The sequence below is a fragment of the Stenotrophomonas sp. TWI1151 genome (genome assembly GCF_039673135.1).
Classification (GTDB): domain Bacteria; phylum Pseudomonadota; class Gammaproteobacteria; order Xanthomonadales; family Xanthomonadaceae; genus Stenotrophomonas.
Window position 1 is genome coordinate 1 of record NZ_JBDJLA010000015.1, and the last position, 24,916, is coordinate 24,916.

The window sequence follows — 24,916 nt, forward strand, 5'->3', positions numbered from 1 at the left end:
GGGCCCGCCGGCGGCCCCCCCGACCCCTACTCTTAGACCCCCCGCGCCCCCGCCGCCCCCCACTACCGCGTGACAGCTGGCACCCACGCAAAAAAAAACAGCAACCGATGGCTGCTGTTTTCGTCGATGCAATGGTGCGCCCGGAGAGATTCGAACTCCCGACCGCCTGGTTCGTAGCCAGGTACTCTATCCAACTGAGCTACGGGCGCATTTGCATTGTCTGGTTGTGTGTCCTGCCGCGCGTGTTGCCACGTTCGACGGGAAGGCAAGCAAGCTTGCCGTTCGATGTAATGGTGCGCCCGGAGAGATTCGAACTCCCGACCGCCTGGTTCGTAGCCAGGTACTCTATCCAACTGAGCTACGGGCGCATTTACATCGAATTTTTACTACTGATACCGACGGCGAAATCGATACCCTGTTGATGGTGCGCCCGGAGAGATTCGAACTCCCGACCGCCTGGTTCGTAGCCAGGTACTCTATCCAACTGAGCTACGGGCGCGTCAACAGGAGCGGAATTATGCGGATCGGCGTCGCATTCGTCAACGGTTTTTGTGAAGGTCTTCATTCAAATGAACGAAGAAGCTGCTCCACCACGGCTTCCGGCGTTTTCATCCAGGCGAAGTGATCGGCACGCGCACCCAGCATCTGCGCACTGACCACGCTGAGCTGCGCACGCATGCCCGGCATCTTGGCCAGCAGGCCCTGCATCGAGCCCGTCGGTGCCAACCAGTCGTGGTCCATCACCACGGCGGCCGCCTGGCCGCGCAGATCGCGCATCGCGGCCTCCAGATCGGTCGCCATGCCAGCGGCCGCGTAGTGATTGTTGAGGCCCACGCGCGACCAGTCGCGGATCAACCCGCGCGCCTCGGTGCCACCAAAGCCGAGCTTCTTGCCGTGCAGGACCCCTTGGCGCTGGGCCAGCCAGGGCAGGAAGCGATACACCAGCGGCAGGGTCCAGCCACGCGGGGCCGGGAAGGTGCGCCAGTACGGCGTGCCGCTGGCGACCAGCCACACGCGGGCGAAGCGCTGCGGATGCAGACCGGCGAAGCAGCAGGCCAGCTGACCGCCGAGACTGTGGCCGCCGATGATCAAGTGTGTTGCAGCGTCTCCGGCCACGTTTGCCAGGCTCGCCGGCAGGTCCTGCTCGAGGAGGTCGCGATAGCCCCAGTCCTGCGTGCGCGACGGGCGCAGGCTGCTGCTGCCGTTGCCGCGCCACTCGTGCAGGTACACCGCAATGCCACGCGCAGCGAGCGCCTCGGCGAACGGCAGGTAATGGCGCGCGGCCACGCCCAGCGCCGGCAGCCACAGCAGGCGTGCGCGTGGCTGCGTCGGCACGCGCGCCAGCAGTTCGAAGCGATGCCCGTCTTCGGCCTGCACAGGCAGGGGCGAGGCGTCGATCATGCCGGGCGTGCCGCACCGAAGTGGTCGATCACCAGCACCTCGCTGCGGCCCGGGTAATAACCGCTCTGCAGGCCACGCGCGACGTAATCGATGGCCGCTTCGCAGGCATTGGGCAATGACAGCCCCTGGCACAGCTGCGCGGCGATGGCCGAGGCCAGCGTACAGCCGGTGCCGTGCGCATCCACCGGCAGGCGGGTATGGATGAATTCTTCGCGGGTCACACCGTCGAAGTAGCGATCGATCACGCGACTGCCTTCGTCCAGATGCCCGCCCTTGAGCAGTACCGCGCCGGCGCCCAGCTCCAACAGCGCGTCGGCGGCATCTTCGGCCTCCTCGGCGGTGAAGATGCGGCGGCCGAGCAGCAGCTCCGCTTCGGGGGTGTTGGGCGTCAGCAGCGTCGCCAGTGGGATCAGGCGCGTGCGCATCGCCACCAGTGCGCTGTCTTCGAGCAGCTGGGCGCCGCTGGTGGCGACCATCACCGGATCCAGCACCACGTGCGGTGGGCGGTGCTTTTCCAGTGCGTCTGCCACCAGTGCGATCACCTCGGCGTTGGCCAGCATGCCCAGTTTCACCGCATGGATATCGAAATCGGCGAAGCAGGCATCGATCTGCGCCTGCAGGAAGTCCAGCGGCGGCACGTGTACGGCGGTAACGCCGCGTGTGTTCTGTGCGGTCAGTGCGGCGATCGCCGACAGGCCATGCACGCGATGGGCGGCGAAGGCCTTCAGGTCGGCCTGGATGCCGGCACCACCGCCGGAATCGGAGCCGGCGATGGTCAGGGCGGAAACGGGGCTGGAAGGCGTCATGCCCCAATTGTGCAATGTTTGTCGCGGCAGTGCTGCCGCGCCCTCAGCGCGCCCGAAGCAGTGCCCACTGCCGGTACAGCACGTAGCCCACCCCGGTGCCGCCGGTGAGCAGTGCCGGGGCGAGCAGGGCGTCGTAGCCGAAGCGCAGGAACAGCATGGCGCCCATCACGCCGCCGGCCAGGAAGCCGCTGACGATCAACCCGCTCAGGGTCAGTCGACGGATCGGCAGCGGCAGGCCGCGCATCAGGTGGCCCAGCCCGATCCCGAGATCGGTGAACATGCCGCTGAGATGGGTGGTGCGCACCACCGCGCCACTGAAGGTGGTGGCCATCGCGTTCTGCAGGCCGCACGCCATCGCCGCGGCCAGTGCCCCCCAGATCTGCTGCTGTTTGAACAGCGGGATCGCGATCAGCAGCAACAGCGATTCCAGTGCCAGCACTGCGCCATAGCGGCGGCCCAGTTGCAGGCCGCTGTCCTGGATGATCACTCCGCTGAGCGTGGCGCCCACGCAGAACGCGATCAACAGCCCCCACAGGTGCCCGACCACGCGCCAGTCGCGTTGGGCCAGCGCCATGCCGAGCTGGCTGGTGGTGCCGGTCATGTGGCTGACGGCCTGGTGTTCGAACCCCAGGAAGCCGACCACGTTGACCATCCCGGCCACGCAGGACAGGGCGATCGCCCCGATCCAGACCCAGGTGGGCAGCCGGATGCTCATCCGGCGTGCGCGGTGGTGGTCACGGCACGATCAACGGCCCGCGGGCGGGCCGTTGAACTGCACATCCGAGAAGCTGCCGCTGGCCGGATCGAACAGCGCGCCCCAGAACTGCGCACCGCCATCGCAGACCCGGATTGCATCGCGCGCTGGATCGATGTCGGCATCGTCAGGCAGATGGAAGGCGTTGAGATAGATCAGCTGCCGGCCGTCCATCTCGATGCCGACATATTGGCGGTCGAAATCGGCAGCCTTGGGCACCTGCGTCTCCAGCGACGGCAACCGGGCTTCCAGCTGCTCCACCTGTTGGCGGCTGGGCGCCCAGTAGCCGGTGACGCGCCCCGGCTCGCGGCCGGGGCTGGAACGCGAGCAGGTATCCAATACCTGGGCGGCGACGACGGGGCGGGTCACCACCCAGGACTGGCCGGTCTTGATCGCGGTCGGGACGCTGGCGCCCGGCCGCGTATTGGCAGGCGTGCAGGCGGCCGCCAGCGCAGCAAGCGCCAGCGGCAGGACGGCACGGGACAGGGAACGGCTCACAACACCTCCGAGGCGTAATCGGCCAGGCGCGAACGCTCGCCACGGCGCAGCGTCACGTGCGCGCTGTGCGGCCAGTTCTTGAAACGGTCCACCGCGTAGGTCAGGCCCGAGGTGGTCTCGGTCAGGTACGGGGTATCGATCTGTTCGACGTTGCCCAGGCAGACGATCTTGGTGCCCGGGCCGGCACGGGTGATCAGGGTCTTCATCTGCTTGGGGGTGAGATTCTGCGCTTCATCCAGGATCAGATAGCGCGACAGGAACGTGCGCCCGCGCATGAAGTTCAGCGAGCGGATCTTGATCCGGCTGGCGATCAGGTCGTTGGTCGCCGCTCGGCCCCATGCGCCGCCTTCCTGGGTATGCGTGAGCACTTCCAGGTTGTCGGTCAGCGCGCCCATCCATGGGGTCATCTTCTCTTCCTCGGTACCGGGCAGGAAGCCGATGTCCTCGCCGACGCTGACCGTCGCACGGGTCATGATGATCTCGCGGTAGCGCTGCTGGTCCATGGTCTGGGCCAGGCCGGCGGCCAGCGCGAGCAGCGTCTTGCCGGTGCCGGCGGTGCCGAGCAGGGTGACGAAATCGATCTCCGGGTCCATCAACGCATTGAGCGCGAAGTTCTGCTCGCGGTTGCGCGCGCTGATGCCCCAGACCGCATGGCTGCCGTGGCGGAAATCGTTGACCAGCGACAACGTGATCTTGTCGCCGTCCACCTTGGCCACGCGCAGTTCGACTTCATCGTCGCCCGGCAGGTAGGCGTACTGGTTGGGGTGCCAGCTCTCGTCTTCGCTGGCGATGATTTCGTAACTGGTGCGGCCCTTGTCGCTCCAGCTGCGCAGGTTGTCGGTGTGCTTCTTCCAGAAGTCTTCCGGTAGTTCGGTGGCGCCGGTGTAGAGCAGGCTGAAATCGTCCAGCGCGCGGTCGTTCTCGTAATCCTCCGAGACGATGCCGGCAATCGCCGCCTTGATCCGCAGGTTGATGTCCTTGGAGACGAACACCACCGGAATCTCGGGCACCTGTTCCTTCAGCGCCAGGATCGCGCCGAGGATGGCGTTGTCCGGAATCACCGCGCCGAAGCTCTTGCCCGCATCGAAATGACTGGTCTGGAATCGCAGCAGGCCCACGCTCTGCTTGCCGCGCAGCTGCAGCCCGTTCGGGCGTTGCAGCGGGATGCCGTCGGCCAGGTTGTCCAGGCCCGAGGCCTGCACCAGCTCATTGAGGAAGCGGCTGACCTGGCGCGCGTTGCGGCTGGCCTCGGTGGTGCCCTTCTTGCCGTTGTCCAGCTCTTCGATCACCTGCATCGGCAGGTAGACATCATGCTCCTCGAACTTGAACAGCGCGGTCGGATCGTGCATGAGCACGTTGGTATCCAGTACGTAGATGCGCTTGCCTCGGGTCATCGTCAATTCCTGGTGGCAGAACAGGGACAAGCCATCACGACCTGCGGGGCAGGGTGATGACCATTGGGGGTGCCGGATTGATCACTGGGTTTTCGCGGCCTTCAGGGCTTCAAGGACGGTGTCTGCGTGGCCGGCCACTTTGACCTTGCGCCACACCTGCACGATACGACTGTCCGGCGAAATGAGGAAGGTGCTGCGCTCGATGCCACGCACCTGCTTGCCGTACATGTTCTTCAGCTTGATCACGTCGAACGCGGTGCACAGCGCTTCATCGCCATCGCTGATCAGCGGAAAGGCGAAGCCCTGCTTGGCGCAGAAATTATCGTGGGATTTGACCGAATCGCGGGAGACGCCGAAGACGCGGGCGCCGGCCTTCGTGAACTGCGGGAGCAGCGCGTTGAAATCGATGCCCTCGGTGGTGCAGCCCGGGGTGCTGTCCTTGGGGTAGAAGTACAGCACCAGCCACTGGCCGGCCAGATCGCCGAGGGTGGTGGTCTCGCCGCCGGACAACGCCAGCGGCAGTGCGAGGGTGGTGCTGTCCAGGGTGTCGCCGTCGTTCATGGGTTCCTTTCCGGATCCTGGGGTAGATCTACTACAACTGCATGAAACCCCGCGCGCCCGTGACGAACGCGCGAAGCATCAGAACTTCATCGGGTCCATGATCGCATCGAGGTTGAGGTGATCGCAGAACTCGAGGAAATCATCACGCAGCGCGGCAATGTGCATGTTGGCCGGCACCCCGATCGTGACCTGCGCGGAGAACATTTCCGCACCGGTCTGCATCGCGCGGTAACGCGTGCTCTGCAGGTTTTCGATGGTGATGCCCTGGCGGTCGAAGAAATCGGCCAGCTGGAACAGGATCCCCGGCTTGTCGGCGGCGATCACTTCCACGATGTAGGGCAGCAGGTTGGACTGCGCCTGCTTGGCACCGGTGCGGTACCAGACCAGCTTCAGGCCTTCCTCGCGCTCCAGCCGGGTCAGCATCGCCTCCAGCTTGGCCACCGAGTCCCACGAGCCGGTGGCCAGGGCGGTGACGGACACGTCGCGCCCGACCGTGGCCAGGCGGGCATCGACCAGATTGCAGCCACTGTCGGCGATACGCCGGGTCACAGGCAGCAGGGGGGACTCCGGATGCGTCGTATAGGCGTTGATCAGGAGGTGGTTTTCGGTCGGCGCAGGCCGCGGCGTGGTGTCGGTCAAGAGGGTTCCGGGTGATGCAAGGTGAGTCTGAACGGCCGGCGACGGCACGTTCGCCGGAGTCCAGCATACTTGCCCGCGCTTTCGACCCGCAAGTAACATGCAACGTACATCTGGCCGGCGTTTACGCAGGCCCGGTGCCCCCTTTCTTCCGAGCACGATGTCCTTGTCCCTTTCCGGTCTCATCACCGCGCTGGCGACGCCCTTCCAGGCGAACGGCGCATTGGATCCCGACGGTTGGCAGCGCCTGCTGCACCTGCAACTGGAGGGTGGTGTTCACGGGGTGGTGGTGGCCGGTTCGACCGGTGAAGCCGCTGCCCTGTCCGACGACGAATACGACCAGCTGCTGCGCAGTGCGGTAAAAACCGTCGCCGGACGCATCCCGGTACTGGCCGGGACCGGCCTGTCGGGGACGGCCAAAACGATCGAGCAGACCCGTCGTGCGGCCGCCAACGGCGCGACCCATGCGCTGGTGGTGACCCCGCCGTACGTGCGCCCGACCCAGGCCGGCCTGATCGCGCATTACCGCGCGGTGGCCGACCAGGGCGGCCTGCCGGTCATCCTGTACAACGTGCCCGGCCGTACCGGCTGCGACATGCTGCCCGAGACCGTGGCCGAACTGGCGCGGCACCCGAACATCGTGGGCATCAAGGAGGCGGTCGGCGATGTGGGCCGCGTCAATGCCCTGCTGGCGCTGCGTTCGCCGGACTTCGCCATCCTCAGCGGTGACGACGGTACGGCCGCGCGTTCGATCCTGTCCGGCGTGGACGGCCTGATCTCGGTGGGCTCCAACGCCCTGCCGGGCGCCTACCGCCGGATGTGCGACCTGGCGGCAGCCGGGGAACGCGAGGCGACCGAGTCGTGGGATGCCCGTCTCGAGCCGTTCCATGAATTCTGCGGCGTGGAGTCCAACCCGATCCCGGTGAAGGACCTGCTGCGCCGGATCGGCATTGGTGATGGCCTGCGCCTGCCGCTGCTGCCCTTGTCCGCGGCCCATCACGCCGCTGCTGAACACCTGGCCACCGATATCGGTGCGCTGGAAGCACTATCCAACCACTGATGTCAGTGGTCACCCAGGAGATTCCCATGCGTCAATCCGTTTCCGCCTTCCGCGTGCTGTCCTTCGCGATCCTGGCTACCGCCACCCTCGTCGGCACCACCGGTTGCTTCAAGCGCGGCGCCAAGGGCGACTACGCCCTGGCCCCGGAAGTTCGCCCGCTGGAAGTGCCGCCGGATCTGAACGTCCCGGCCGGCCAGGCTGCCGCTACCGCTGCCACCAGCTCCTCGCTGGCCTCGCAGGCGGCGCGCCCGGCCCCGGCCGCGAACCCGGCGGCCGCCAACAATGCCGGCTTCACCGTGCCGGGCACCAAGGAAGAGGTGTTCGCCAAGGTCGGTACCGCCCTGGAGACCGTTGAAGGCGTGAAGATCGCCAGCAAGGCCCAGCTGCTGGGTTCCTACGATGTGGCCTTCGAAGGCAGCGACTTCCTGGTCCGCGTGGTCGCCGTCGATGCCGGTGCTTATGTGTCGGCCGTCGACCCGCGTGGCCTGCCGGCCACCGCGGCGGCCCCGACCAAGCTGCTGGGTGAGCTGAAGGCGAAGCTGGCCCCGTAAGGAGGCCTGCGGTAGGTCCGCTCGCTGGCCGGGCAGGCAGGCATGCATCCCGTGCCTGCCCGGGTCTGACGCTGATGGCGTTGGGGCGAAGGGCAGCCGGCCAGCGGCCGGCACTACCGGGGATCCGGTTGGGGAAACAAAAAGGGCGCCCTAGGCGCCCTTTTTCGTTTGCGACGTGCCGCGGCTCAGCGTTCCAGAAGGGGCAGCTTGTCCGGCTTGCCGTCCCATTCGCCGGCATCGGCGGGCGGGTCCTTGCGCACGGTCAGCACCGGCCAGGCCTTGGCCAGCTCGGCGTTCAGGGCGACGAACGCTTCCTGCCCGGCGGGCACGTCGTCTTCGGGGAAGATCGCGTTGACCGGGCACTCCGGTTCGCACAGGGTGCAATCGATGCACTCATCCGGGTCGATCACCAGGAAGTTGGGGCCTTCGTGGAAGCAATCCACGGGGCACACTTCCACGCAATCGGTGTGTTTGCACTTGATGCAGTTTTCGGTGACGACGAAAGGCATGGGGAAATCCGGCGTTAAGCCGACCAATTCTAGAACAGGTTGTGGCTGAATGCTGGCGTGGCGTGCTCAGACAGCGCGCCTCGATACCTGATCAAGTGCGGGCGGCCCTTGTGCAACAAGGCGTTGCGGGTGATGCGCGGCGCTTCCCTGTCAACGTGCGCCACCGCTGGCCAACCGCCCGGTGCATGCCCGGCCCGCAACCGGTCAGGCCACGTGGACCCGGCTCTCCGGCAGACCGGGGTGGTCCTGGCGCGCGCTGAACAGGCTGCCCGCATGCGGGCTTGCGGCCAGCGCCTCGGGCGTGTGGTCCAGCTGCGAACTGATCACGTACAAGGTGCGCAGGTCGGGGCCGCCGAAGGCAACGCAGGTGGGGTTCTTGACCGGCACCGGCTGCACCTGCAGCAGTGTGCCGTCGGCGCCATAGCAGCTCACCTGGCTGGCGCGCCATTGCGCGTTCCAGACCCGCCCGTCGGCGTCCACCGCCGACCCGTCGGGCTCGGCAGCGCGGTTGGCCAACGTGGCGAACACACGCACGTTGGCGGTGCTGGCGCGCTCGGGGTCGTAATCGCAGGCCATGATCTGTGGCGTCACCGAATCGCACCAGTACAGCGTGCGGCCATCCAGGCTGAAGCTGATCGCGTTGGGAATCACGATGCCCGGCAGCGGCAGTTCGCGCAGGCCGTGGCGGCTGGAGTACTGATAGAAGCGGCCATCGGCGGCGCGCGCCGGGTGTTCGTTCATCGTGCCGAACACGAAGTTGCCGTGACGGTCGGCGCGGCCATCGTTGCTGCGCGTGTATGCGTTGTGTGGGTCCACATCGGCCAGCCACTGCAGCGGCAGCGCATCGTCGGTGGCGGCAGCCAGGTCGGCGCGGTGCAGCGAACTGACCAATGCGACCAGCAGCGTGCCATCGTCGAACAACCCGATGCAGCCGGGGCGGTCCGGCAACACCCAGTGGCGCGTGCTGCCGCTGGCCGGCGTGTGCTGCCACAGCCGACGTTCGGCGATGTCGATCCAGAGCAGGCTCTGCCGCCGGTCGCACCAGAGCACGCCCTCGCCGTGGGTGCAGCGGCTGTCGACCGCCAGCGTGGCCGGCGCGCGTTCGAGGCTCATTGCGACGCACCGGTGGGCATCCGCACCATCGGCGTGGCGCCACAGCGGGATGGGGCGATCGGGCGAACGAACATGGGCATGGGCAGGCGCTCCTCGACAATGCCGCGCCACGCCCGGGAGTGGGCAGGGCGGCCAGGCGGGCATGGTCGCAGTGGAGGGCGTCGGTGATCAACCGGTGGTCGAGCGCGGCGATGCGCGCACGCCGCCGCGGGCCGCCGCCAGGTCCGGGCCCACCCGCCGCCGCCCAGCCGGCGCGAAAGGTATGAGAACCTGCGCCATCCGTCCCTGCTGCGGTCGTGCGCAGCGTCCCTTCAACCCAGGGTTTCCCATGACCAGTGCTTCGCTCAGCAGTACACGTGCCGGCAGCGGCGAGAACACCGGCTTCATCATCCTGATCAGCTGCGTGGCCACCATCGGTGGCTTCCTGTTCGGGTTCGACAGCGGCGTGATCAACGGCACCGTCGATGGCCTCAAGGACACCTTCCAGTCCAGCTCGGCCGGGATCGGCTTCGAGGTCGCCTCGATGCTGCTCGGCTGCGCGATCGGTGCGTTCTTCGCCGGCCGCCTGGGCGACCGGCTCGGCCGCCGCGGCGTGCTGATCATCGCGGCGGTGATGTTCCTGTTCTCGGCCCTGGGGGCCGGTGCGGCGCACAGCTCCACGGTGTTCATCATCGCCCGGGTGATCGGCGGGTTCGCGGTCGGCGCGGCCAGCGTGATGTCGCCGGCCTACATTGCCGAGGTGGCCTCGGCGCGGTACCGCGGCCGGTTGGCCACGGTGCAGCAGATCGCGATCATCAGCGGGTTGTTCTGTGCCTTCCTCAGCAACTATCTATTGGCCAAGGCGGCCGGCGCCTCCACCGAGTCCCTGTGGCTGGGCCAGGCGGCATGGCGCTGGATGTTCTGGATGCAGGCCATTCCCTCGCTGCTGTTCCTGTGCCTGTTGCTGGTGATCCCGGAAAGCCCGCGCTTCCTGGTGGTCAAAGGGCGCCGCGACCAGGCCCTGGCGGTGCTGACCCGTCTGTACGGGCCGGCCGAGGCCCAGGCGAAGATCACCGAGATCGAGGGTTCGCTGTCCCAGGACCAGCACCGCCCGACCTTCTCGGACCTGATCAGCAAGGCCACCGGCAAGCTGCGCCCGATCGTCTGGATCGGGATCGGCCTGGCGGTGTTCCAGCAACTGGTCGGCATCAACGTCGTCTTCTATTACGGCGCGGTGCTGTGGCAGGCGGTGGGCTTCTCGGAGAGCGACGCGCTGCTGATCAACGTGCTGTCCGGTGCGCTGAGCATCGGTGCCTGCCTGGTCACCGTGGTGCTGATCGACCGCATCGGACGCAAGCCGCTGCTGTGGGTCGGCTCGGTCGGCATGGCGATCTCGCTGGCGCTGGTCACCCTTGCCTTCGCCAGCGGCTCGCTGGATGCCGGCGGCAAGCTGCAGCTGTCCGACAGCATGGGCGTGCTGGCGCTGGTGGCGGCGAATGTCTACGTGATCTTCTTCAACATGTCCTGGGGCCCGGTGATGTGGGTGATGCTGGGCGAGATGTTCCCCAACCAGATCCGCGGCTCGGGGCTGGCGGTGGCCGGCGCGGCGCAGTGGACGGCCAACTTCGCCATCACCGTGTCCTTCCCGGTCCTGCTGGGCAGCATCGGCCTGGCCGGGGCCTACGGCATCTATACGGTGGCCGCGGTGCTGTCGGTGTTCTTCGTGCTGCGCTTCGTCAAGGAGACCAAGGGCAAGGAACTGGAGCAGATGGAGGGGTGAGCGCCGCTTCCGACATCCTCGTCGCGGGGCGCTTTGCCGGGTCGGGGGGTGCACTCCCCGACCCGGGCCTGGCAGGGCAGGCGCCGCACGCCCTGACCCTGAACGCAAAAAACCCCGCCGTGGCGGGGTTTTTGGCTTTCTGCACCGCGACTGGTGCTCCCTAGGGGACTCGAACCCCTGTTTTAGCCTTGAGAGGGCCACGTCCTAACCATTAGACGAAGGGAGCAGGCTTTGTCGCGAACTGCGCAGCGCGCTAGTATATGGACCTAGATGCCATTGGGCAATCCCGAAAACTCAACCGGAAGCGCCAACATCAATTCCTCTGCTACATCACCGTTCAGCCTGCGCGTGATCCCGCGCGATCAGCACAACATCTCCCGCAAGGACATCAGCCCCAACGCCCTGCGCGTTCTGTACCGGCTGCGTGATTCCGGGTTTGCCGGTTACCTGGTCGGCGGCGCCGTCCGCGATCTGCTGGTGAACGGCCACCCCAAGGATTTCGACGTCGCCACCGACGCGACGCCCGAGCAGGTCAAGCAGTTGTTCCGCAACTGCCGGCTGATCGGCCGCCGTTTCCGCCTGGCACACGTGGTGTTCGGCCGCGAGATCATCGAGGTCGCCACCTTCCGCGCCAACATCGACGATGGCAGCGGCGACCGTGAGATGGAAAACGGCATGCTCGTGCGCGACAACGTGTACGGCAGCATCGAAGACGACGCGATCCGCCGCGACTTCACCTGCAACGCCCTGTACTACGCGATCGAGGATTTCTCGGTGCGCGATTACACCGGTGGCTTTGAAGACGTGCAGGCCCGCCTGATGAAGCTGATCGGCGATCCCGAGCAGCGCTACCGCGAAGACCCGGTGCGCATGCTGCGCGCGGTGCGCCTGGCGGCCAAGCTGGGCTTCCAGATCGAAGAGGCGACCGCCGAACCGCTGCCGCGCCTGGCCAACCTGCTGGCCGAGGCCGCCCCGGCGCGTCTGTTCGAGGAAGTGCTCAAGCTGTTCCTGTCCGGGCACGGTGTGGCCAGCTTCGAGGGCCTGGAGCGGTACGGCCTGCTCGATGTCATGTTCCCGGAAAGCGCCGCGGCCCTGCGCAGCAATCGCAGTGGTGCGTTGCGCCGCATGGTCATCGAAGGTCTGCACAACACCGATCTGCGTGTGGCCAATGACGAGCCGGTGTCGCCGTCGTTCCTGTTCGCGCTGCTGCTGTGGCCGGCGTTCTGCCGCGCCCTGGCCAGCCTGCAGAAGCAGGGCGTCGCACTGGAAGAGGCGCAGCGCCGTGCGGCGGACCGCGTAACCCTGCACCAGCTCACCACGATCGCCCTGCCGCGCCGCTTCTCGCTGCCGATGCAGGAGATCTGGTTGCTGCAGGGGCGCTTTAGCTCGCGCCAGCGCAAGCGGGTGATCCGCACGTTGACCCATCCGCGCTTCCGCGCCGCCTACGATTTCCTGGTCCTGCGCCAGGTCGCCTCCAGCGAGCATGAAGCCGACGTGGCGTTCTGGCGCGAGGCCCAGCTGCAGTCCGGTACCGAGCTGGATTCGGCGCTGGATGCCGCCCAGGCCGACGGTGAGGGCGAAGACGGTGCACCGCGCAAGCGTCGCCGCCGCCGTCGTCGTCCCGGTGGAGTGGCAGGCGAGTAAGCCGTGACCCTGGCCTGTATCGGATTGGGCGCCAATCTCGGGGACGCCGCGCAGACCCTGCGCGATGCGTTCCAGGCGCTGGCGGCCCTGCCGCAGACCACACTGCGGGCGCGCTCGCAGCTGTACAGCACGCCGGCGTGGGGCAACCTGGATCAGCCGGCGTTCGTCAACGCCGCCGCCGTGCTGGAGACCCGGTTGCCCGCACCGGATCTGCTGGCTGCGCTGCTGGAGATCGAGCGCCGCTTCGGCCGCGTACGGGATCCTGCCGTGCACTGGGGGCCGCGTGCACTGGATCTGGACGTGCTGCTGTACGGCGAACAGAGCATCGATCTGCCGCAGTTGCAGGTACCGCATCCCTATCTGCATGAGCGCGCGTTCGCGCTGCTGCCGCTGTCCGAGATCGCGCCCGACGCCCTCATTCCCGGGCACGGCCGCGTGCGGGATGCTGTGATGCGGGTCGAGGCCTGCGGGATCGCTTCAATAGGAGGATAATGCGGGGCTTATCGCCACCGGTTATCAGCTCATGAGTACCCACGCAGACAGCAAGCCCTGGACCGTGCCCGCGTTGGCCGAGGCCAAGCGCAACGGACAGAAGCTGGTGATGTTGACCGCCTACGATGCCGGGTTCGCCCGCAGCTTCGACGCCAACGGCGTGGACCTGATCCTGATCGGCGACTCGCTGGGCATGGTGGTGCAGGGGCATGACTCGACCCTGCCGGTGACCACCGACGACATGGTCTATCACACCCGCGCCGTGGCCCGTGTACTGCAACGCGCGCTGCTGGTGGCGGATCTGCCGTTCGGCGCCGACGCTACCCCGGAGCGCGCGCTGGATGCCTCGCTGCGCCTGCTGCAGGCCGGTGCGGAGATGGTCAAGATCGAAGGTGCCGGCTTCAAGCTGGACATCATCCGTTACCTGGTCGAGCGCGAGATTCCGGTCTGCTCGCACCTGGGCCTGACCCCGCAGTCGGTGCTGCGCCTGGGCGGTTATCGCGTGCAGGGCCGTGGCGATGCCGCCCAGCAGCTGCGCGATGACGCCAAGGCCGCGGTCGCCGCCGGCGCCAGCCTGGTCGTGCTCGAATGCGTGCCCACGCCGGTGGCTGCCCAGGTCACCGCGGACATCAGCGTGCCCACCATCGGCATCGGCGCCGGCCCGCAGTGCGATGGCCAGGTGCTGGTGCTGCATGATTTCCTCGGTCTGGACAGCGGCCATCGCCGTCCCAAGTTCGTCAAGGATTTCCTTGCCGAAGGCGGGTCGGTTGCCGGTGCGGTCCGTGCCTACGCCGACGCCGTGCGCGACGGCTCCTTCCCCGACGCAGAACACGCCTACGCCTCATGATCGAAACCGTCACCGAACTGTCCCGTCTGCGCGCCGTCGTCAACGGCTGGAAGCGCGAGGGCCTGCGCGTCGCGCTGGTCCCGACCATGGGCAACCTGCACGCAGGGCATTATTCACTGGTCACGCTGGCCCGGCAGTACGCCGATCGCGTGGTCTCCAGCGTCTTCGTCAACCCGACCCAGTTCGGCCCGAACGAGGACTTCACCCGCTACCCGCGCACGCCCGAAGCCGACACCACCGGCCTGGAGCAGGCCGGGTGCGATGTGCTGTGGCTGCCCACCGTTGAATCGATGTACCCGTTCGGCGTCGAGCTGGCGGCCAGCGTCAATGTGCCCGGCATCAGTGGCCTGCTCGAAGGCGCGCACCGCCCGGGCCATTTCGATGGCGTCTGCACCGTGGTCTCGCGCCTGTTCAACCAGGTGCAGCCGGATGTGGCGGCCTTCGGCAAGAAGGACTACCAGCAGCTGGCGGTGATCCGCCAGATGGTGGAAGACCTGGCCTTCCCGATCCAGATCGTCGGGGGCGACATCGTGCGCGAAGACGACGGTCTGGCGATGAGCTCGCGCAACCAGTATCTCAACGCCGAGCAGCGCCCGGTCTCGACCACCATCCACCAGGTGCTGCTGGGCATGCGCGAAGGCTTCATTGCGGGCAAGAGCCGCAGCCTGATCGAGGCCGAAGCCGCCGCGGCGCTGCAGGCCGCCGGGTTCCAGGTCGACTACGCCGTGGTCCGCCTGCCGGACCTGTCCGAGCCGGCCGATGCCAACGACGGCACCCGCGTGGCCCTGATCGCCGCGCGGATCGGCAATACCCGGTTGATCGACAACCTGGAGTTCTGAGGGCTGCGCCCCGCCGGGTAGGGCCACCCCATGGGTGGCTGCTGGGCGATGCCGGACGTGCAGCCACCCATGGGGTGGCTCTACCGGGGCGGCGGGGCGGCCTGAAGATGCTGAACGGTGGGCAGCCCCCTCCCGCGACCGGCGCGCCCTGCCGCCGGGCCCCCGGGTGCTAGAATTTCCCTTTCCTTTACCGTTTCCCCGTTGCCATGCATCTGTCCCTGCTGAAGACCAAGATCCACCGCGCCACCGTCACTCACTCCGAGCTGAACTACGAAGGTTCCATCGCCATCGATGACAACCTGCTGGCTGCGACCGGCATCCGTGAGTTCGAGCAGGTACACATCTGGGATGTGACCAACGGTGCGCGTTTCTCGACCTATGCCATCCGTGCCGAAGCCGGCAGCGGCGTGGTGTCGCTCAACGGTGGCGCCGCGCGCCACGTGCAGGTGGGCGACATCATCATCATCGCGGCCTTCGCCAGCATGAGCGAAGAAGAAGCTGACAGCTTCAAGCCGAAGTTGGTATATGTGGACGGCAAGAACCAGATCTCCCACACCAACGACACGATCCCGACACAGGCCGCATGACACAGCACAACGGATTCGACCCGCTTCATTCCCATGCCCAGCGCCTGCGTGGCGCGAGCATCCCTTCGTTGATCGCCGCCGAACCGGGCCGCGCACAATCGCGGGGGCTGCGGGTCGGTCCGTTGTACGTCAATTTTGCGCGGCAGAAGTACGACCGCGCGGCGTTGGACGCACTGCTGCAGCTGGCCGCCGAGCGCGATGTCGCTGGCGGCTTCCAGCGCCTGTTCCGTGGTGAAACGGTCAATGTAACCGAAGGCCGTGCGGCGCTGCACACCGCACTGCGCGGCGATGCCAGCGGCGCTCCGGTGGCCGGTGAGGCCTTCGCCACCGCCGCGCAGGTGCGCCAGCAGATGGGCGAGCTGATCGCCGCGCTGGAAGCAACCACTATCACCGATATCGTCAGCGTCGGCATCGGCGGCTCGGACCTGGGTCCGCGGCTGGTCGCCGATGCGCTGCGTCCGGTCTCCGGGGCACGCTTCCGCGTGCATTTCGTGTCGAACGTGGACGGTGCCGCGATGCAGCGCACGCTCGCCACGCTGGACCCGGCGACCACGGCCGGCATCCTGATCTCCAAGACCTTCGGCACCCAGGAAACACTGCTCAACGGGCAGATCCTGCATGACTGGCTGGGCGGCAGCGAGCGCCTGTATGCGGTCAGCGCGAATCCGGAGCGGGCGGCCAAGGCCTTCTCGATCGCCGCCGGCCGCGTACTGCCGATGTGGGATTGGGTGGGCGGGCGCTATTCGCTGTGGTCGGCGGTCGGTTTCCCGATCGCACTGGCAATCGGCTTCACGCGCTTCGAGCAGCTGCTCGAGGGCGCGGCGCAGATGGACGAACACGCGCTGACCGCACCGCTCGCGCAGAACCTGCCGGTGCTGCATGCGCTGACCGACATCTGGAACCGCAACCTGCTCGGCCATGCCACGCACGCCGTGATGACCTACGACCAGCGCCTGGCGCTGCTGCCGGCCTACCTGCAGCAGCTGGTGATGGAAAGCCTGGGCAAGCGCGTGCAGCTCGATGGCAGCCCGGTCGCCAGCGACACCGTGCCGGTGTGGTGGGGCGGGGCGGGCACCGATGTGCAGCACAGCTTCTTCCAGGCGCTGCACCAGGGCACCAGCGTGATCCCGGCCGATTTCATCGGCTGCGTGCACAACGATGATCCCTATGTGGTCAACCACCAGGCGCTGATGGCCAACCTGCTGGCGCAGACCGAAGCGCTGGCCAACGGGCAGGGCAGCGATGATCCGCACCGCGAGTATCCCGGCGGCCGCCCGAGCACGCTGATCCTGCTCGACGCGCTGACCCCGCACTCGCTGGGTGCGCTCATCGCGATGTACGAACACGCCGTGTACGTGCAGTCGCTGATCTGGAACATCAACGCCTTCGACCAGTTCGGCGTGGAGCTGGGCAAGCAGCTGGCCAGCCAGTTGCTGCCGGCGTTGCAGGGTGAAGCGCATGCGATCACCGACCCGGTGACGCTGGAGTTGCTGGGCCGGCTGACCGCCTGACCACCGCGTAGATCCGACCGTTGGCCGGCTAAAAGGGCAGGTAGAGCCGACCGTTGGTCGGCTATCGCGCGCAGCGCGCGGTGTTGATCGTCGTGGTGAAGAGCAGCCGACCAACGGTCGGCTCTACCGGTTGATGCGCCCGTGTTTGAGCAGCCGACCAACGGTCGGCTCTACCGATGCAGGTTCAGTGCGGGTAGGGCCGACTAAAAAGGCAGGTAGAGCCGACCGTTGGTCGGCTATCACGCGCAGCGCGCGGGGTTGGTCGATGTGGCGAAGAGCAGCCGACCAACGGTCGGCTCTACCGGTTGTTGCGGCCGGTGTTTGCGCGGCCAGCCCGCGCCCGGCATTACCGACTCGGGTCGCGTTCCGGGCTGGGGCGCTTGGCCAGCTTGCGCTGCAGCGAGCGCCGGTGCATGCCGAGCAGACGCGCCGCGGCGGACACGTTGCCGCCGGTTTCATGCATCGCCTGCTGGATGTGCTCCCACTGCAGCCGGCTGATCGGGGTCATCGCATCCGGCGGCTCCATGTCGCCATCGTCGGCCGGGCCATCGTCTTCTTCGCCGAGCGCACGCAGGATCATCGGCACCGTGGCCGGCTTGGGCAGATAGTCGTCCGCGCCGAGCTTGATCGCTTCCACCGCGGTGGCGATGCTGGCATAGCCGGTCACCAGCAGGATCCGCATGTCTTCGCGCAGGGCGCGCAGCGGCTGGATCAGCGCCAGGCCGGATTCGGTGCCGAGCTTGAGGTCGATCAGCGCGTAGGCCGGCGGCTGCTGCCGGGCCAGCAGCAGGGCCGAGGCGGTGTCGCTGGCGGTGACGGTTTCCAACCCTTTGCGGGCCAGGCTGCGCTGCAGCGTGCGCAGGTACAGTTCGTCGTCGTCGACCAGCAAGCCATGGCTGGCCTGGCCGGGCGCGGGGGTGAAAGCAGTCATGTGGAAGTCTCCCGTGGGGACAAGGGCAGGCGGAAGCCGACGCGGGTGCCGGCGCCATTGGCCGGGCGCATCCACAGCTCGCCGTCCAGGCGTTCGATGGTGGCGTGGGACAGGGCCAGGCCCACGCCCATGCCATCGGTCTTGCCGCTGTTGAACAGGGTGCCGGGCAGGACCGCCTGGCGGGCATCGAAGCCGTGGCCGTAGTCGCGCACTTCGCCGATCAGGTCATCGCCCTCGATGCGCAGCGACAGATCCACTTGCGGCCGGTCGGCCTTCTCACCCGCGTCGGCGGCATTGTTGAGCAGCACCATCAGCAGGTGCCCGATGCCCGGGTCCAGCGGCAGGGTGAGCGGGGCATCCTCATTGCGCTTCAGCGCGATGGTCGGACGCACCAGCCGCCACTGTTCCAGCACCTGCGGCAACGTCACCGCATCGCGGCCGGGTGCATCGCCGGCGGCCGGGCGGGCGAGGGCGAGCACCCGCTCCCGGCACTGCACCAGCAGCTCGCGCAGGGTTTCCACGTCATCGCGGACCTCGCTGCTTTCGGTCTGGTCGGCGATATCGTCGGCGAGCAGGGTCATGGTCGCCAGCGGGGTATTGAGCTCATGCGCCACCGAGGCGGCATGGGTGGCCAGCGCGACGATGCCCTCATTGCGCACGAAGCGTTCGCGCAGCATGGCCAGCTCGCGTTCGCGCTGGCGCAGGGCGATCGCCAGTCGGGTCGCGAACACCAGCACCACCGTGGCCGACAGCAGGAAGTTGCAGACCACGCCCCACTGCTGCATCTGCGCACCGGTGAAATAGCCGCTCGGCAGCGGCAGGCCGAACACGCCGCTTGCTGCATAGCCGATCAGGCAGGCCGCGGCCACGGCGAGGGTCCAGCGCAGGGGCAGGGCGAGCGCAGCCAGTGCGATCAGGATCAGGAACAGTGAGCCGAAGGGATTGGCGATCCCGCCGCTCCAGCCGACCATCCAGGTCAAGACGGTGACATCCACCAGGATGTGGCAGAACGCGGTCAGCGGTGCGGTGTCGGCATCGTGTACGCGCAGTTGCGCATACAGATTGAACAGGGCCAGTGCAGCCACGCCGGCCCAAAGCGGCAGCTGCGGCAACTCCAGGCCCAGTACCCAGGTGGCGACCAGGATCGTGGCGGCCTGGCCAGCCACGGCCAGCCAGCGCAGGCTGCACAGGGTGCGGAGGAAGGGGGCGTCGGTACCGGTCATGTGCGCACATCGTATGCGCTCCGGCCTGGACCTGCCTGCGACAATAGGCCGCATCCGGGGTAGGCGGCGCGCGCGGGGCGCTGAACATGAGTGCCAACCAACGTTGGGCACCTACCCGTGCGCTGGGCGCGCTAAAATAGGCGGATGCATGACGCCGTGACCCGACCGACCCAACCCGCCGACTCCGCCGTGTGGGCCCGCCGCCAGACCCAGCCTGTCCATATCGGCGGCGTGGTCGTGGGCGGGGGCCATCCCGTGGTGGTGCAGTCGATGACCAACACCGACACCGCCGATGTCGCCTCCAGCGTGAAGCAGGTGGCCGAACTGTGGCGTGCGGGCTCGGAGATGGTGCGGTTGACCGTCAACAATCCCGAGTCGGCCGCGGCCATCCCGCGGATCGTGGAGAAGCTGCAGATGATGGGGATCGATGTCCCCCTGATCGGCGACTTCCACTACAACGGCCACCAGTTGTTGACCCAGGAACCGGCCTGCGCCGAGGCCCTGGCCAAGTACCGGATCAACCCGGGCAACGTCGGCTTCGGCAAGAAGAAGGACACTCAGTTCGCGCAGCTGATCGAGTTCGCGATCCGCTACAACAAGCCGGTCCGCATCGGCGCCAACTGGGGCTCGCTGGACCAGTCCCTGGCCGCGCGCCTGATGGACGAGAACAGCCAGCGCGCGCAGCCCTGGGATGCCGGCCGCGTGCTGCGCGAAGCGCTGATCCGTTCGGCGCTGGATTCGGCTGAAACCGCTGTCGAGCTCGGCCTGCCGCGCGATCGCATCGTGCTCTCGGCCAAGGTCAGTGGCGTGCAGGAGCTGATCGCGGTGTACCGCGACCTGGCCCAGCGCTCGGATTTCGCGCTGCACCTGGGCCTGACCGAAGCGGGCATCGGCAGCAAGGGCATCGTCGCCTCCTCGGCGGCGCTGGCCGTGCTGATGCAGGAAGGCATCGGCGACACCATCCGTATTTCGCTGACGCCGGAGCCGGGCCAGTCGCGCACAGCCGAGGTGATCGTGGCCCAGGAGCTGCTGCAGACCACCGGGCAGCGGGCCTTCACGCCGCTGGTCACGGCCTGCCCGGGCTGCGGCCGGACCACCTCGGAATTCTTCCAGGAACTGGCCAAGGTCGTGCAGAACCACGTGCGCGAGAAGATGCCGGTCTGGAAAGTGAGCCACCCCGGCGCGGAGAGCATGACCCTGGCGGTCATGGGCTGCATCGTCAACGGGCCGGGCGAATCGCGCCACGCCAACATCGGCATCTCGCTGCCGGGCACCGGCGAAACCCCGGCTGCACCGGTCTTCGTGGACGGTGAGAAGACGGTGACCCTGCGCGGCGACAACATCGCCCAGGACTTCGTGGCGCTGATCGACGCGTACGTCGAACGGACCTATGTCCGACGCGCGGGATAAGCCGGCAGTGCTGGCCGCCCCGGAGCCGGCGGCCGGTTTCCGCCACTGGATGGGCCGCAACGCCTGGCGCTTCGTGCTGCTGTTCGTGGGCGTGTTGCTGCCGTTGGCGGGCTTCGTCGCCCTGGCCGATGAAGTGCACGAGCTGGAGGCGATCTACTTCGACGACCTGCTGTTGTGGAAGCTGCACGCCCTGCATTCGCCGGGCCTGGACCGGTTCTTCGTGCTGCTGTCCAAGCTGGGCTACGAGTGGTTCCTGATTCCGGCCGACGTGCTGATCGTGGGCCTGCTTGCCTGGCGCAAACGCTGGCGCGAGGCCAGTTTCGTCGCGATCTGCTTTGCCGGCTCGGCCCTGTTGAACCTGGGCAGCAAGCGCTTCTTCCAGCGCGACCGGCCCAGCCTGTGGGAGTCCATCGCCCCGGAGAGCACCTTCAGCTTCCCCAGCGGCCATGCCATGGGCTCGATGACCCTGGCCGTCACGCTGGTGCTGCTGGCCTGGAACACCCGCTGGCGCTGGCCGGTGGCCCTTGCCGCGCTTGCTTTCGCGGTCCTGGTGAGCGTCTCGCGCATGTACCTGGGGGTGCATTACCCCTCCGATATCCTGGCCGGCTGGTGTGCCGCCCTGGTCTGGGTGGTAGGGTGCTTCCTGGTCATGTTCCGCCGCCGCCATCCGTGGCGGCATCGCCACTGAAACAAATACGGCGGTAAACTGGCCGAAAGCGGCATGAAAGCGGGCTGCACCCATAGGCTGCTCCATTGGATCAGGCAAGGGTGAGAGGCACAGGGGGAGGGCAGGACAGCATGTCTGTGATGCGCGGACCAGAACGCGATGATGGGGAACCCGGTTCCTTGTGATCGACACATCCCGCGGCTAGGCTTGCCCCCGTTCACAGTGTTTGACGAGGTTGGCGGATGACGATTCGAGTGTATCTGGTGGACGATCATGCCCTGGTGCGTACGGGCATGAAGATGATCCTCTCCAATGAAACCGACATCGAGGTGGTCGGTGAGGCGGAGAGTGGCGAAGATGCGCTGCCGGATATCCGCCGCCTGCGGCCCGACGTCGTGCTGTGCGATCTGCATCTGCCGGGCGTGAGCGGCATGGAAGTCACCGAGCGCGTGGTCCGTGGCGATCACGGCACCCGCGTGGTGATCGTCTCCGTCCTTGAAGATGGTCCGATGCCCAAGCGCCTGCTCGAAGCCGGTGCTTCCGGCTACATCGGCAAGGCCTGCGATGCACAGGAACTGCTGCGCGCGGTGCGTGATGCCGCACTCGGCCGCCGTTACCTGGGCAACAGCATCGCGCAGAACCTGGCGCTGTCGAACGTGGAAGGCAACCATTCACCGTTCGACACCCTGTCCCCACGCGAACTGGAAGTGGCGCTGCTGCTCACCCAAGGCCTGCGCCAGGAAGACATCGCCAAGCGCCTGAGCCTGAGCGCGAAGACCGTCAATACGCACAAGGCCCGCCTGTTCGAGAAGATGGGCATCAACGACAACATCGCGCTGGCGCGCATGGCCAGCCAGTACGGCCTGGTGGATCCGGCACGCCCGATGTAACCCGCCTTCTGGCGGCGGATGGAAAAACGCCCGGGCATGCCCGGGCGTTTTCGTTCAGTGCGCGCGGACCCGCGCGACGATCTTCGCGGCCTGGGCCGCACTCTCGCGCACCTTGTCCCACTCGCCGCGCTCGATCCAACCGCCCGGCACCATCCACGAACCGCCGATGCAGACCACGTTCTTCTGCTCCAGGTACTCGGCTGCCGTGTCTTCGGTGATGCCACCGGTCGGGCACAGCTTCAGATCCGGGATCGGACCGGCCAGACCCTTGATCATCGCCAGCCCGCCCACGGCCGAGGCCGGGAACAACTTGCACACCCGGAAGCCGCGCGCATACAGCGCCAGCATTTCCGTCGGCGATGCCGCACCCGGCACCACCGGCAGCGGTGCCTGCGCCAGCGCATCGGCCATGTGCGCCGGCGTACCCGGCGTGACCAGGAAATCCGCACCCGCATCGATCGACTGCTGCATCTGCTCCACGGTCAACACCGTGCCCGCACCCACCACCACATCCGGCAGCTCGCGCTTGAGCATGGCGAGCGCGTCCATCGCCACCGGCGTACGCAGCGTCAGCTCGATCGCCGGCAGCCCGCCCTCCAACAACGCCGCGCTGACCGCACGGGCCTGATCCAGCGTATGCACGGTCACCACCGGCAGAATGCCGGCGGCCTTCAACAGGGTTTCAGCGCGTTTCTGATACTCGGCGATGCTCATGCGTTTTCAATCCTTATTCCAAAAAGTACGACGCCAACAACGCGCCGATAAGTGTCGGGAGGCAGCGGATGGCCCCAACCAGGACCGTTACAGCGCCATGGATGGCGCTGACGAGCGCCCATGGATGGGTTCACGGCGCGTCCTGGTTGGGGCCATCCCGCTGCCTCAACCAGAACATCCGGCCGCCGCGTTTGCGTCAGCTCACGCGTCCTTACCCTCATGCGGGGCATCCGCCGCCGCGGCATCATGCCCAAGCTCGTACTCCGCATCGTAATTCCAGATGCTGCCGTCATCGGCCGCCGGCCCGCACGAAATCGACATCGCGCCCTGATCGGCTGGACCCACCAGGCGGCGGCTCATCGCGAACAGATTGCGGCCCAGATCATGCGCCGCCGGTGCGGTGTTCGGCGCCGGCTCACGTGCCGCGAACTCGGCCGCATCCACCAACAGCTCCAGCGTGCCGGCCTCACCATCCAGACGGATGATGTCGCCCTCGCGCACCCGTGCCAGCGGACCGCCACGCGAGGCTTCCGGGGTCATGTGGATCGCCGCCGGGAACTTGCCCGACGCGCCCGACAGACGACCGTCGGTAACCAGCGCCACGCGACGGCCCTGGTTCTGCAGCAGGCCCAGCAGCGGCGCCAGCGAATGCAGCTCCGGCATGCCGTTGGAGCGCGGACCCTGGTAACGGACCACCGCCACGAAATCGTGCGGCAGCACACCGGCCGCGTGCAGCTTGTTGAGGACCTGCGGCGCATCGACCACCACCGCCGGCGCTTCGATCGTGCGGAACTCCGGCTTCACCGCCGACAGCTTGATCAGCGAACGGCCGAGGTTGCCGCGCAGCAGGCGCAGGCCGCCCTGGGATTCGAACGGATTGGCCACGCCACGCACCACATCCGGATCGGCGCTCTCGCGCACACCGTCGATGTAGGTCAGCTTGCCGTCGCGCAACGCCGGCTCCTGGCCGTACTGCGGCATGCCGCCTTCGGCCACGGTCTGCAGGTCGGCGTGCATCAGGCCGGCCTCCATCAGCTCACGGAACACGAACGCGGTGCCGCCCGCGGCAGCGAAGCGGTTCACGTCGGCTTCGCCGTTCGGATAGACGCGGGCCAGCAGCGGGATCAGCTGCGAGAGCTGGTCCATGTCGTCCCAGGTCAGCACGATGCCGGCCGCACGCGCCACTGCGATCCAGTGGATGGTGTGGTTGGTCGAGCCGCCGGTGGCCATCAGGGTGACCACGGCGTTGACGATCGCGCGTTCGTCGATCAAGCGGCCGAGCGGTCGGAAGTCGTCGCCCAGCGCGCTGATCTCCAGCGCACGCACAGCTGCCTGGCGGGTCAGTGCATCGCGCAGCGGCGTATCCGGATTGACGAACGAGGCGCCCGGCATCTGCACGCCCATCGCCTCGAGCAGGGTCTGGTTGGAGTTGGCGGTGCCATAGAAGGTGCAGGTGCCGGCGCCGTGGTACGAGGCGGCTTCGGCTTCCAGCAGTTCTTCGCGGGTCGCCTGGCCGGCCGCATAGCGCTCGCGCACTTCGGCCTTCTGCTTGTTCGGAATGCCCGGGGTCATCGGGCCGGCCGGCAGGAAGATCGCCGGCAGGTGGCCGAAAGCGAGCGCACCGATCAGCAGGCCCGGCACGATCTTGTCGCAGACGCCGAGGTAGACGCTGGCATCGAACATGTCATGGCTCAGGCCGATCGCGGTCGACTGGGCGATCACATCGCGCGAGAACAGCGACAGCTCCATGCCGCCGCGGCCCTGGGTGACGCCGTCGCACATCGCCGGCACGCCACCGGCAACCTGTGCGGTCGCGCCGAGTTCGCGCGCGGTTTCGCGCAGGATCTCCGGGTAGTGCTCGAACGGCTGGTGCGCCGAGAGCATGTCGTTGTACGCGGTGATGATGCCCAGGTTGGGCGTCACGCCGCCGCGCAGGCGCGACTTGTCGGTCGGGCCGCACGCGGCGAACCCGTGGGCGAGGTTGCCGCAGCTCAGGCGCGAACGGAACGGACCGTCGCGCAGCGCCGCGTCGACACCGGCCAGGTAGGCGGCGCGGGAGGCGACGCTGCGCTGGACGATGCGCTCGGTGATGGCATGGAGTTTGGGATGCAGGCTCATT

Annotated in this window: 25 protein-coding genes and 4 tRNA genes; 12 read left to right on the forward strand and 17 right to left on the reverse strand. The window is 67.4% G+C overall.

The genetic code is table 11. The features are described from left to right. Nucleotides 1-132: 132 nt before the first annotated feature. The 10 genes from ABE422_RS16065 to ABE422_RS16110 form a co-directional block, all read right to left on the reverse strand. Nucleotides 133-209 (reverse strand) — tRNA-Arg (locus ABE422_RS16065). An 82-nt stretch (nucleotides 210-291) separates the two neighbouring features. Continuing rightward, nucleotides 292-368: transfer RNA gene (locus ABE422_RS16070), tRNA-Arg, on the reverse strand. Nucleotides 369-422: 54 nt separating this feature from the next. Beyond that, nucleotides 423-499 (reverse strand) — tRNA-Arg (locus ABE422_RS16075). 62 nt (nucleotides 500-561) lie between these two features. After that, nucleotides 562-1,401, reverse strand: coding sequence for an alpha/beta fold hydrolase (locus ABE422_RS16080; RefSeq protein WP_346483318.1), 840 nt, complete (start codon nucleotides 1,399-1,401; stop codon nucleotides 562-564). Beyond that, nucleotides 1,398-2,207 carry a bifunctional hydroxymethylpyrimidine kinase/phosphomethylpyrimidine kinase gene (gene thiD, locus ABE422_RS16085; protein WP_346483319.1) on the reverse strand — a complete coding sequence of 270 codons (810 nt, stop codon included), beginning with the start codon at nucleotides 2,205-2,207 and terminating at the stop codon, nucleotides 1,398-1,400. The genes ABE422_RS16080 and thiD overlap by 4 nt, the downstream gene beginning before the upstream one ends. A 43-nt stretch (nucleotides 2,208-2,250) precedes the next feature. After that, complete coding sequence (locus ABE422_RS16090; RefSeq protein ID WP_313212560.1) at nucleotides 2,251-2,922, reverse strand: YoaK family protein; 672 nt, start codon at nucleotides 2,920-2,922, stop codon at nucleotides 2,251-2,253. 30 nt (nucleotides 2,923-2,952) lie between these two features. After that, a complete protein-coding gene (locus tag ABE422_RS16095; RefSeq protein WP_313212566.1) occupies nucleotides 2,953-3,432 on the reverse strand; it encodes a hypothetical protein in 480 nt (159 codons plus the stop codon). A 23-nt stretch (nucleotides 3,433-3,455) separates the two neighbouring features. Next, nucleotides 3,456-4,853: a PhoH family protein gene (locus ABE422_RS16100; RefSeq protein ID WP_313212561.1), complete on the reverse strand. Its 1,398-nt coding sequence runs from the start codon at nucleotides 4,851-4,853 to the stop codon at nucleotides 3,456-3,458. 81 nt (nucleotides 4,854-4,934) lie between these two features. After that, nucleotides 4,935-5,414 carry a peroxiredoxin gene (locus ABE422_RS16105; protein ID WP_176989669.1) on the reverse strand — a complete coding sequence of 160 codons (480 nt, stop codon included), beginning with the start codon at nucleotides 5,412-5,414 and terminating at the stop codon, nucleotides 4,935-4,937. Nucleotides 5,415-5,492: 78 nt separating this feature from the next. Next, on the reverse strand, nucleotides 5,493-6,053 hold the full coding sequence (locus tag ABE422_RS16110; protein WP_019183297.1) for a glycine cleavage system protein R: 561 nt from the start codon (nucleotides 6,051-6,053) through the stop codon (nucleotides 5,493-5,495). Nucleotides 6,054-6,216: 163 nt separating this feature from the next. On the opposite strand from ABE422_RS16110, the gene dapA reads away from it, so the two are divergent. Further along, nucleotides 6,217-7,110, forward strand: coding sequence for a 4-hydroxy-tetrahydrodipicolinate synthase (gene dapA, locus ABE422_RS16115; protein ID WP_346483353.1), 894 nt, complete (start codon nucleotides 6,217-6,219; stop codon nucleotides 7,108-7,110). A 26-nt stretch (nucleotides 7,111-7,136) separates the two neighbouring features. After that, nucleotides 7,137-7,661: a hypothetical protein gene (locus ABE422_RS16120; RefSeq protein ID WP_313212562.1), complete on the forward strand. Its 525-nt coding sequence runs from the start codon at nucleotides 7,137-7,139 to the stop codon at nucleotides 7,659-7,661. Between the two features lie 185 nt (nucleotides 7,662-7,846). On the opposite strand, the gene fdxA is transcribed toward ABE422_RS16120, so the two are convergent. Together fdxA and ABE422_RS16130 are read right to left on the reverse strand one after the other, a co-directional pair. Next, on the reverse strand, nucleotides 7,847-8,170 hold the full coding sequence (fdxA, locus tag ABE422_RS16125) for a ferredoxin FdxA (RefSeq protein ID WP_137189155.1): 324 nt from the start codon (nucleotides 8,168-8,170) through the stop codon (nucleotides 7,847-7,849). Nucleotides 8,171-8,374: 204 nt separating this feature from the next. Further along, complete coding sequence (locus ABE422_RS16130; protein ID WP_313217902.1) at nucleotides 8,375-9,283, reverse strand: SMP-30/gluconolactonase/LRE family protein; 909 nt, start codon at nucleotides 9,281-9,283, stop codon at nucleotides 8,375-8,377. 328 nt (nucleotides 9,284-9,611) lie between these two features. Here ABE422_RS16130 and ABE422_RS16135 point away from each other — a divergent pair, with 328 nt between their 5' ends. Next, on the forward strand, nucleotides 9,612-11,042 hold the full coding sequence (locus tag ABE422_RS16135; RefSeq protein ID WP_346481846.1) for a sugar porter family MFS transporter: 1,431 nt from the start codon (nucleotides 9,612-9,614) through the stop codon (nucleotides 11,040-11,042). A 151-nt stretch (nucleotides 11,043-11,193) separates the two neighbouring features. Here ABE422_RS16135 and ABE422_RS16140 read toward each other — a convergent pair. Further along, nucleotides 11,194-11,268: transfer RNA gene (locus ABE422_RS16140), tRNA-Glu, on the reverse strand. A gap of 50 nt (nucleotides 11,269-11,318) precedes the next feature. Here ABE422_RS16140 and pcnB point away from each other — a divergent pair. The 6 genes from pcnB to pgi all read left to right on the forward strand — a co-directional run bounded on the left by pcnB (nucleotide 11,319) and on the right by pgi (nucleotide 16,962). Continuing rightward, nucleotides 11,319-12,686, forward strand: coding sequence for a polynucleotide adenylyltransferase PcnB (gene pcnB / locus ABE422_RS16145; RefSeq protein WP_070427115.1), 1,368 nt, complete (start codon nucleotides 11,319-11,321; stop codon nucleotides 12,684-12,686). A 3-nt stretch (nucleotides 12,687-12,689) separates the two neighbouring features. Next, entirely contained in the window at nucleotides 12,690-13,178 is a 489-nt protein-coding gene (gene folK, locus ABE422_RS16150; protein ID WP_346483321.1) for a 2-amino-4-hydroxy-6-hydroxymethyldihydropteridine diphosphokinase, read from the forward strand. A gap of 31 nt (nucleotides 13,179-13,209) precedes the next feature. Then, nucleotides 13,210-14,025 carry a 3-methyl-2-oxobutanoate hydroxymethyltransferase gene (gene panB, locus ABE422_RS16155; RefSeq protein ID WP_121041839.1) on the forward strand — a complete coding sequence of 272 codons (816 nt, stop codon included), beginning with the start codon at nucleotides 13,210-13,212 and terminating at the stop codon, nucleotides 14,023-14,025. Then, the gene (panC, locus tag ABE422_RS16160) at nucleotides 14,022-14,864 is read left to right on the forward strand and encodes a pantoate--beta-alanine ligase (protein ID WP_019183274.1); all 843 of its coding nucleotides are present in this window, start codon (nucleotides 14,022-14,024) and stop codon (nucleotides 14,862-14,864) included. Before panB ends, panC begins: the two co-directional genes overlap by 4 nt. 206 nt (nucleotides 14,865-15,070) lie before the next feature. Further along, the gene (gene panD, locus ABE422_RS16165; RefSeq protein WP_019183273.1) at nucleotides 15,071-15,451 is read left to right on the forward strand and encodes an aspartate 1-decarboxylase; all 381 of its coding nucleotides are present in this window, start codon (nucleotides 15,071-15,073) and stop codon (nucleotides 15,449-15,451) included. Further along, a complete protein-coding gene (gene pgi / locus ABE422_RS16170) occupies nucleotides 15,448-16,962 on the forward strand; it encodes a glucose-6-phosphate isomerase (protein WP_346483322.1) in 1,515 nt (504 codons plus the stop codon). The genes panD and pgi overlap by 4 nt, the downstream gene beginning before the upstream one ends. Before the next feature lie 346 nt (nucleotides 16,963-17,308). Here the strand turns inward: pgi and ABE422_RS16175 are convergent, their stop codons facing one another. Together ABE422_RS16175 and ABE422_RS16180 are read right to left on the reverse strand one after the other, a co-directional pair. Continuing rightward, nucleotides 17,309-17,893, reverse strand: a complete 585-nt coding sequence (locus ABE422_RS16175; protein ID WP_019183269.1) for a response regulator transcription factor — start codon at nucleotides 17,891-17,893, stop codon at nucleotides 17,309-17,311. Next, nucleotides 17,890-19,116: an ATP-binding protein gene (locus tag ABE422_RS16180; protein ID WP_346483323.1), complete on the reverse strand. Its 1,227-nt coding sequence runs from the start codon at nucleotides 19,114-19,116 to the stop codon at nucleotides 17,890-17,892. Before ABE422_RS16180 ends, ABE422_RS16175 begins: the two co-directional genes overlap by 4 nt. A gap of 144 nt (nucleotides 19,117-19,260) precedes the next feature. Here ABE422_RS16180 and ispG point away from each other — a divergent pair, with 144 nt between their 5' ends. From ispG to ABE422_RS16195, 3 genes are all read left to right on the forward strand, one after another. After that, nucleotides 19,261-20,526, forward strand: a complete 1,266-nt coding sequence (gene ispG / locus ABE422_RS16185) for a flavodoxin-dependent (E)-4-hydroxy-3-methylbut-2-enyl-diphosphate synthase (protein ID WP_313212901.1) — start codon at nucleotides 19,261-19,263, stop codon at nucleotides 20,524-20,526. Beyond that, nucleotides 20,507-21,214, forward strand: a complete 708-nt coding sequence (locus ABE422_RS16190) for a phosphatase PAP2 family protein (protein WP_313212900.1) — start codon at nucleotides 20,507-20,509, stop codon at nucleotides 21,212-21,214. The genes ispG and ABE422_RS16190 overlap by 20 nt, the downstream gene beginning before the upstream one ends. A 221-nt stretch (nucleotides 21,215-21,435) precedes the next feature. Then, a complete protein-coding gene (locus ABE422_RS16195) occupies nucleotides 21,436-22,083 on the forward strand; it encodes a response regulator (RefSeq protein ID WP_019183265.1) in 648 nt (215 codons plus the stop codon). A 54-nt stretch (nucleotides 22,084-22,137) separates the two neighbouring features. Here ABE422_RS16195 and ABE422_RS16200 read toward each other — a convergent pair whose 3' ends face one another. Further along, nucleotides 22,138-22,797 carry a bifunctional 4-hydroxy-2-oxoglutarate aldolase/2-dehydro-3-deoxy-phosphogluconate aldolase gene (locus ABE422_RS16200; protein ID WP_313212899.1) on the reverse strand — a complete coding sequence of 220 codons (660 nt, stop codon included), beginning with the start codon at nucleotides 22,795-22,797 and terminating at the stop codon, nucleotides 22,138-22,140. A 201-nt stretch (nucleotides 22,798-22,998) separates the two neighbouring features. Continuing rightward, a complete protein-coding gene (gene edd / locus ABE422_RS16205; protein WP_346463688.1) occupies nucleotides 22,999-24,915 on the reverse strand; it encodes a phosphogluconate dehydratase in 1,917 nt (638 codons plus the stop codon). Nucleotide 24,916: the final 1 nt, after the last annotated feature.

Coding starts and splice junctions, on each gene's coding strand:
- ispG (WP_313212901.1), top strand. CDS start 19,261: ATGCATGACGCCGTGACCCGACCGACCCAACCCGCCGACTCCGCCGTG.
- ABE422_RS16190 (WP_313212900.1), top strand. CDS start 20,507: ATGTCCGACGCGCGGGATAAGCCGGCAGTGCTGGCCGCCCCGGAGCCG.
- ABE422_RS16175 (WP_019183269.1), bottom strand. CDS start 17,893: ATGACTGCTTTCACCCCCGCGCCCGGCCAGGCCAGCCATGGCTTGCTG.
- ABE422_RS16100 (WP_313212561.1), bottom strand. CDS start 4,853: ATGACCCGAGGCAAGCGCATCTACGTACTGGATACCAACGTGCTCATG.
- panD (WP_019183273.1), top strand. CDS start 15,071: ATGCATCTGTCCCTGCTGAAGACCAAGATCCACCGCGCCACCGTCACT.
- edd (WP_346463688.1), bottom strand. CDS start 24,915: ATGAGCCTGCATCCCAAACTCCATGCCATCACCGAGCGCATCGTCCAG.
- ABE422_RS16195 (WP_019183265.1), top strand. CDS start 21,436: ATGACGATTCGAGTGTATCTGGTGGACGATCATGCCCTGGTGCGTACG.
- thiD (WP_346483319.1), bottom strand. CDS start 2,207: ATGACGCCTTCCAGCCCCGTTTCCGCCCTGACCATCGCCGGCTCCGAT.
- panC (WP_019183274.1), top strand. CDS start 14,022: ATGATCGAAACCGTCACCGAACTGTCCCGTCTGCGCGCCGTCGTCAAC.
- ABE422_RS16180 (WP_346483323.1), bottom strand. CDS start 19,116: ATGACCGGTACCGACGCCCCCTTCCTCCGCACCCTGTGCAGCCTGCGC.
- ABE422_RS16200 (WP_313212899.1), bottom strand. CDS start 22,797: ATGAGCATCGCCGAGTATCAGAAACGCGCTGAAACCCTGTTGAAGGCC.
- ABE422_RS16090 (WP_313212560.1), bottom strand. CDS start 2,922: ATGAGCATCCGGCTGCCCACCTGGGTCTGGATCGGGGCGATCGCCCTG.
- panB (WP_121041839.1), top strand. CDS start 13,210: ATGAGTACCCACGCAGACAGCAAGCCCTGGACCGTGCCCGCGTTGGCC.
- ABE422_RS16135 (WP_346481846.1), top strand. CDS start 9,612: ATGACCAGTGCTTCGCTCAGCAGTACACGTGCCGGCAGCGGCGAGAAC.
- pgi (WP_346483322.1), top strand. CDS start 15,448: ATGACACAGCACAACGGATTCGACCCGCTTCATTCCCATGCCCAGCGC.
- ABE422_RS16130 (WP_313217902.1), bottom strand. CDS start 9,283: ATGAGCCTCGAACGCGCGCCGGCCACGCTGGCGGTCGACAGCCGCTGC.
- ABE422_RS16120 (WP_313212562.1), top strand. CDS start 7,137: ATGCGTCAATCCGTTTCCGCCTTCCGCGTGCTGTCCTTCGCGATCCTG.
- ABE422_RS16105 (WP_176989669.1), bottom strand. CDS start 5,414: ATGAACGACGGCGACACCCTGGACAGCACCACCCTCGCACTGCCGCTG.
- fdxA (WP_137189155.1), bottom strand. CDS start 8,170: ATGCCTTTCGTCGTCACCGAAAACTGCATCAAGTGCAAACACACCGAT.
- ABE422_RS16080 (WP_346483318.1), bottom strand. CDS start 1,401: ATGATCGACGCCTCGCCCCTGCCTGTGCAGGCCGAAGACGGGCATCGC.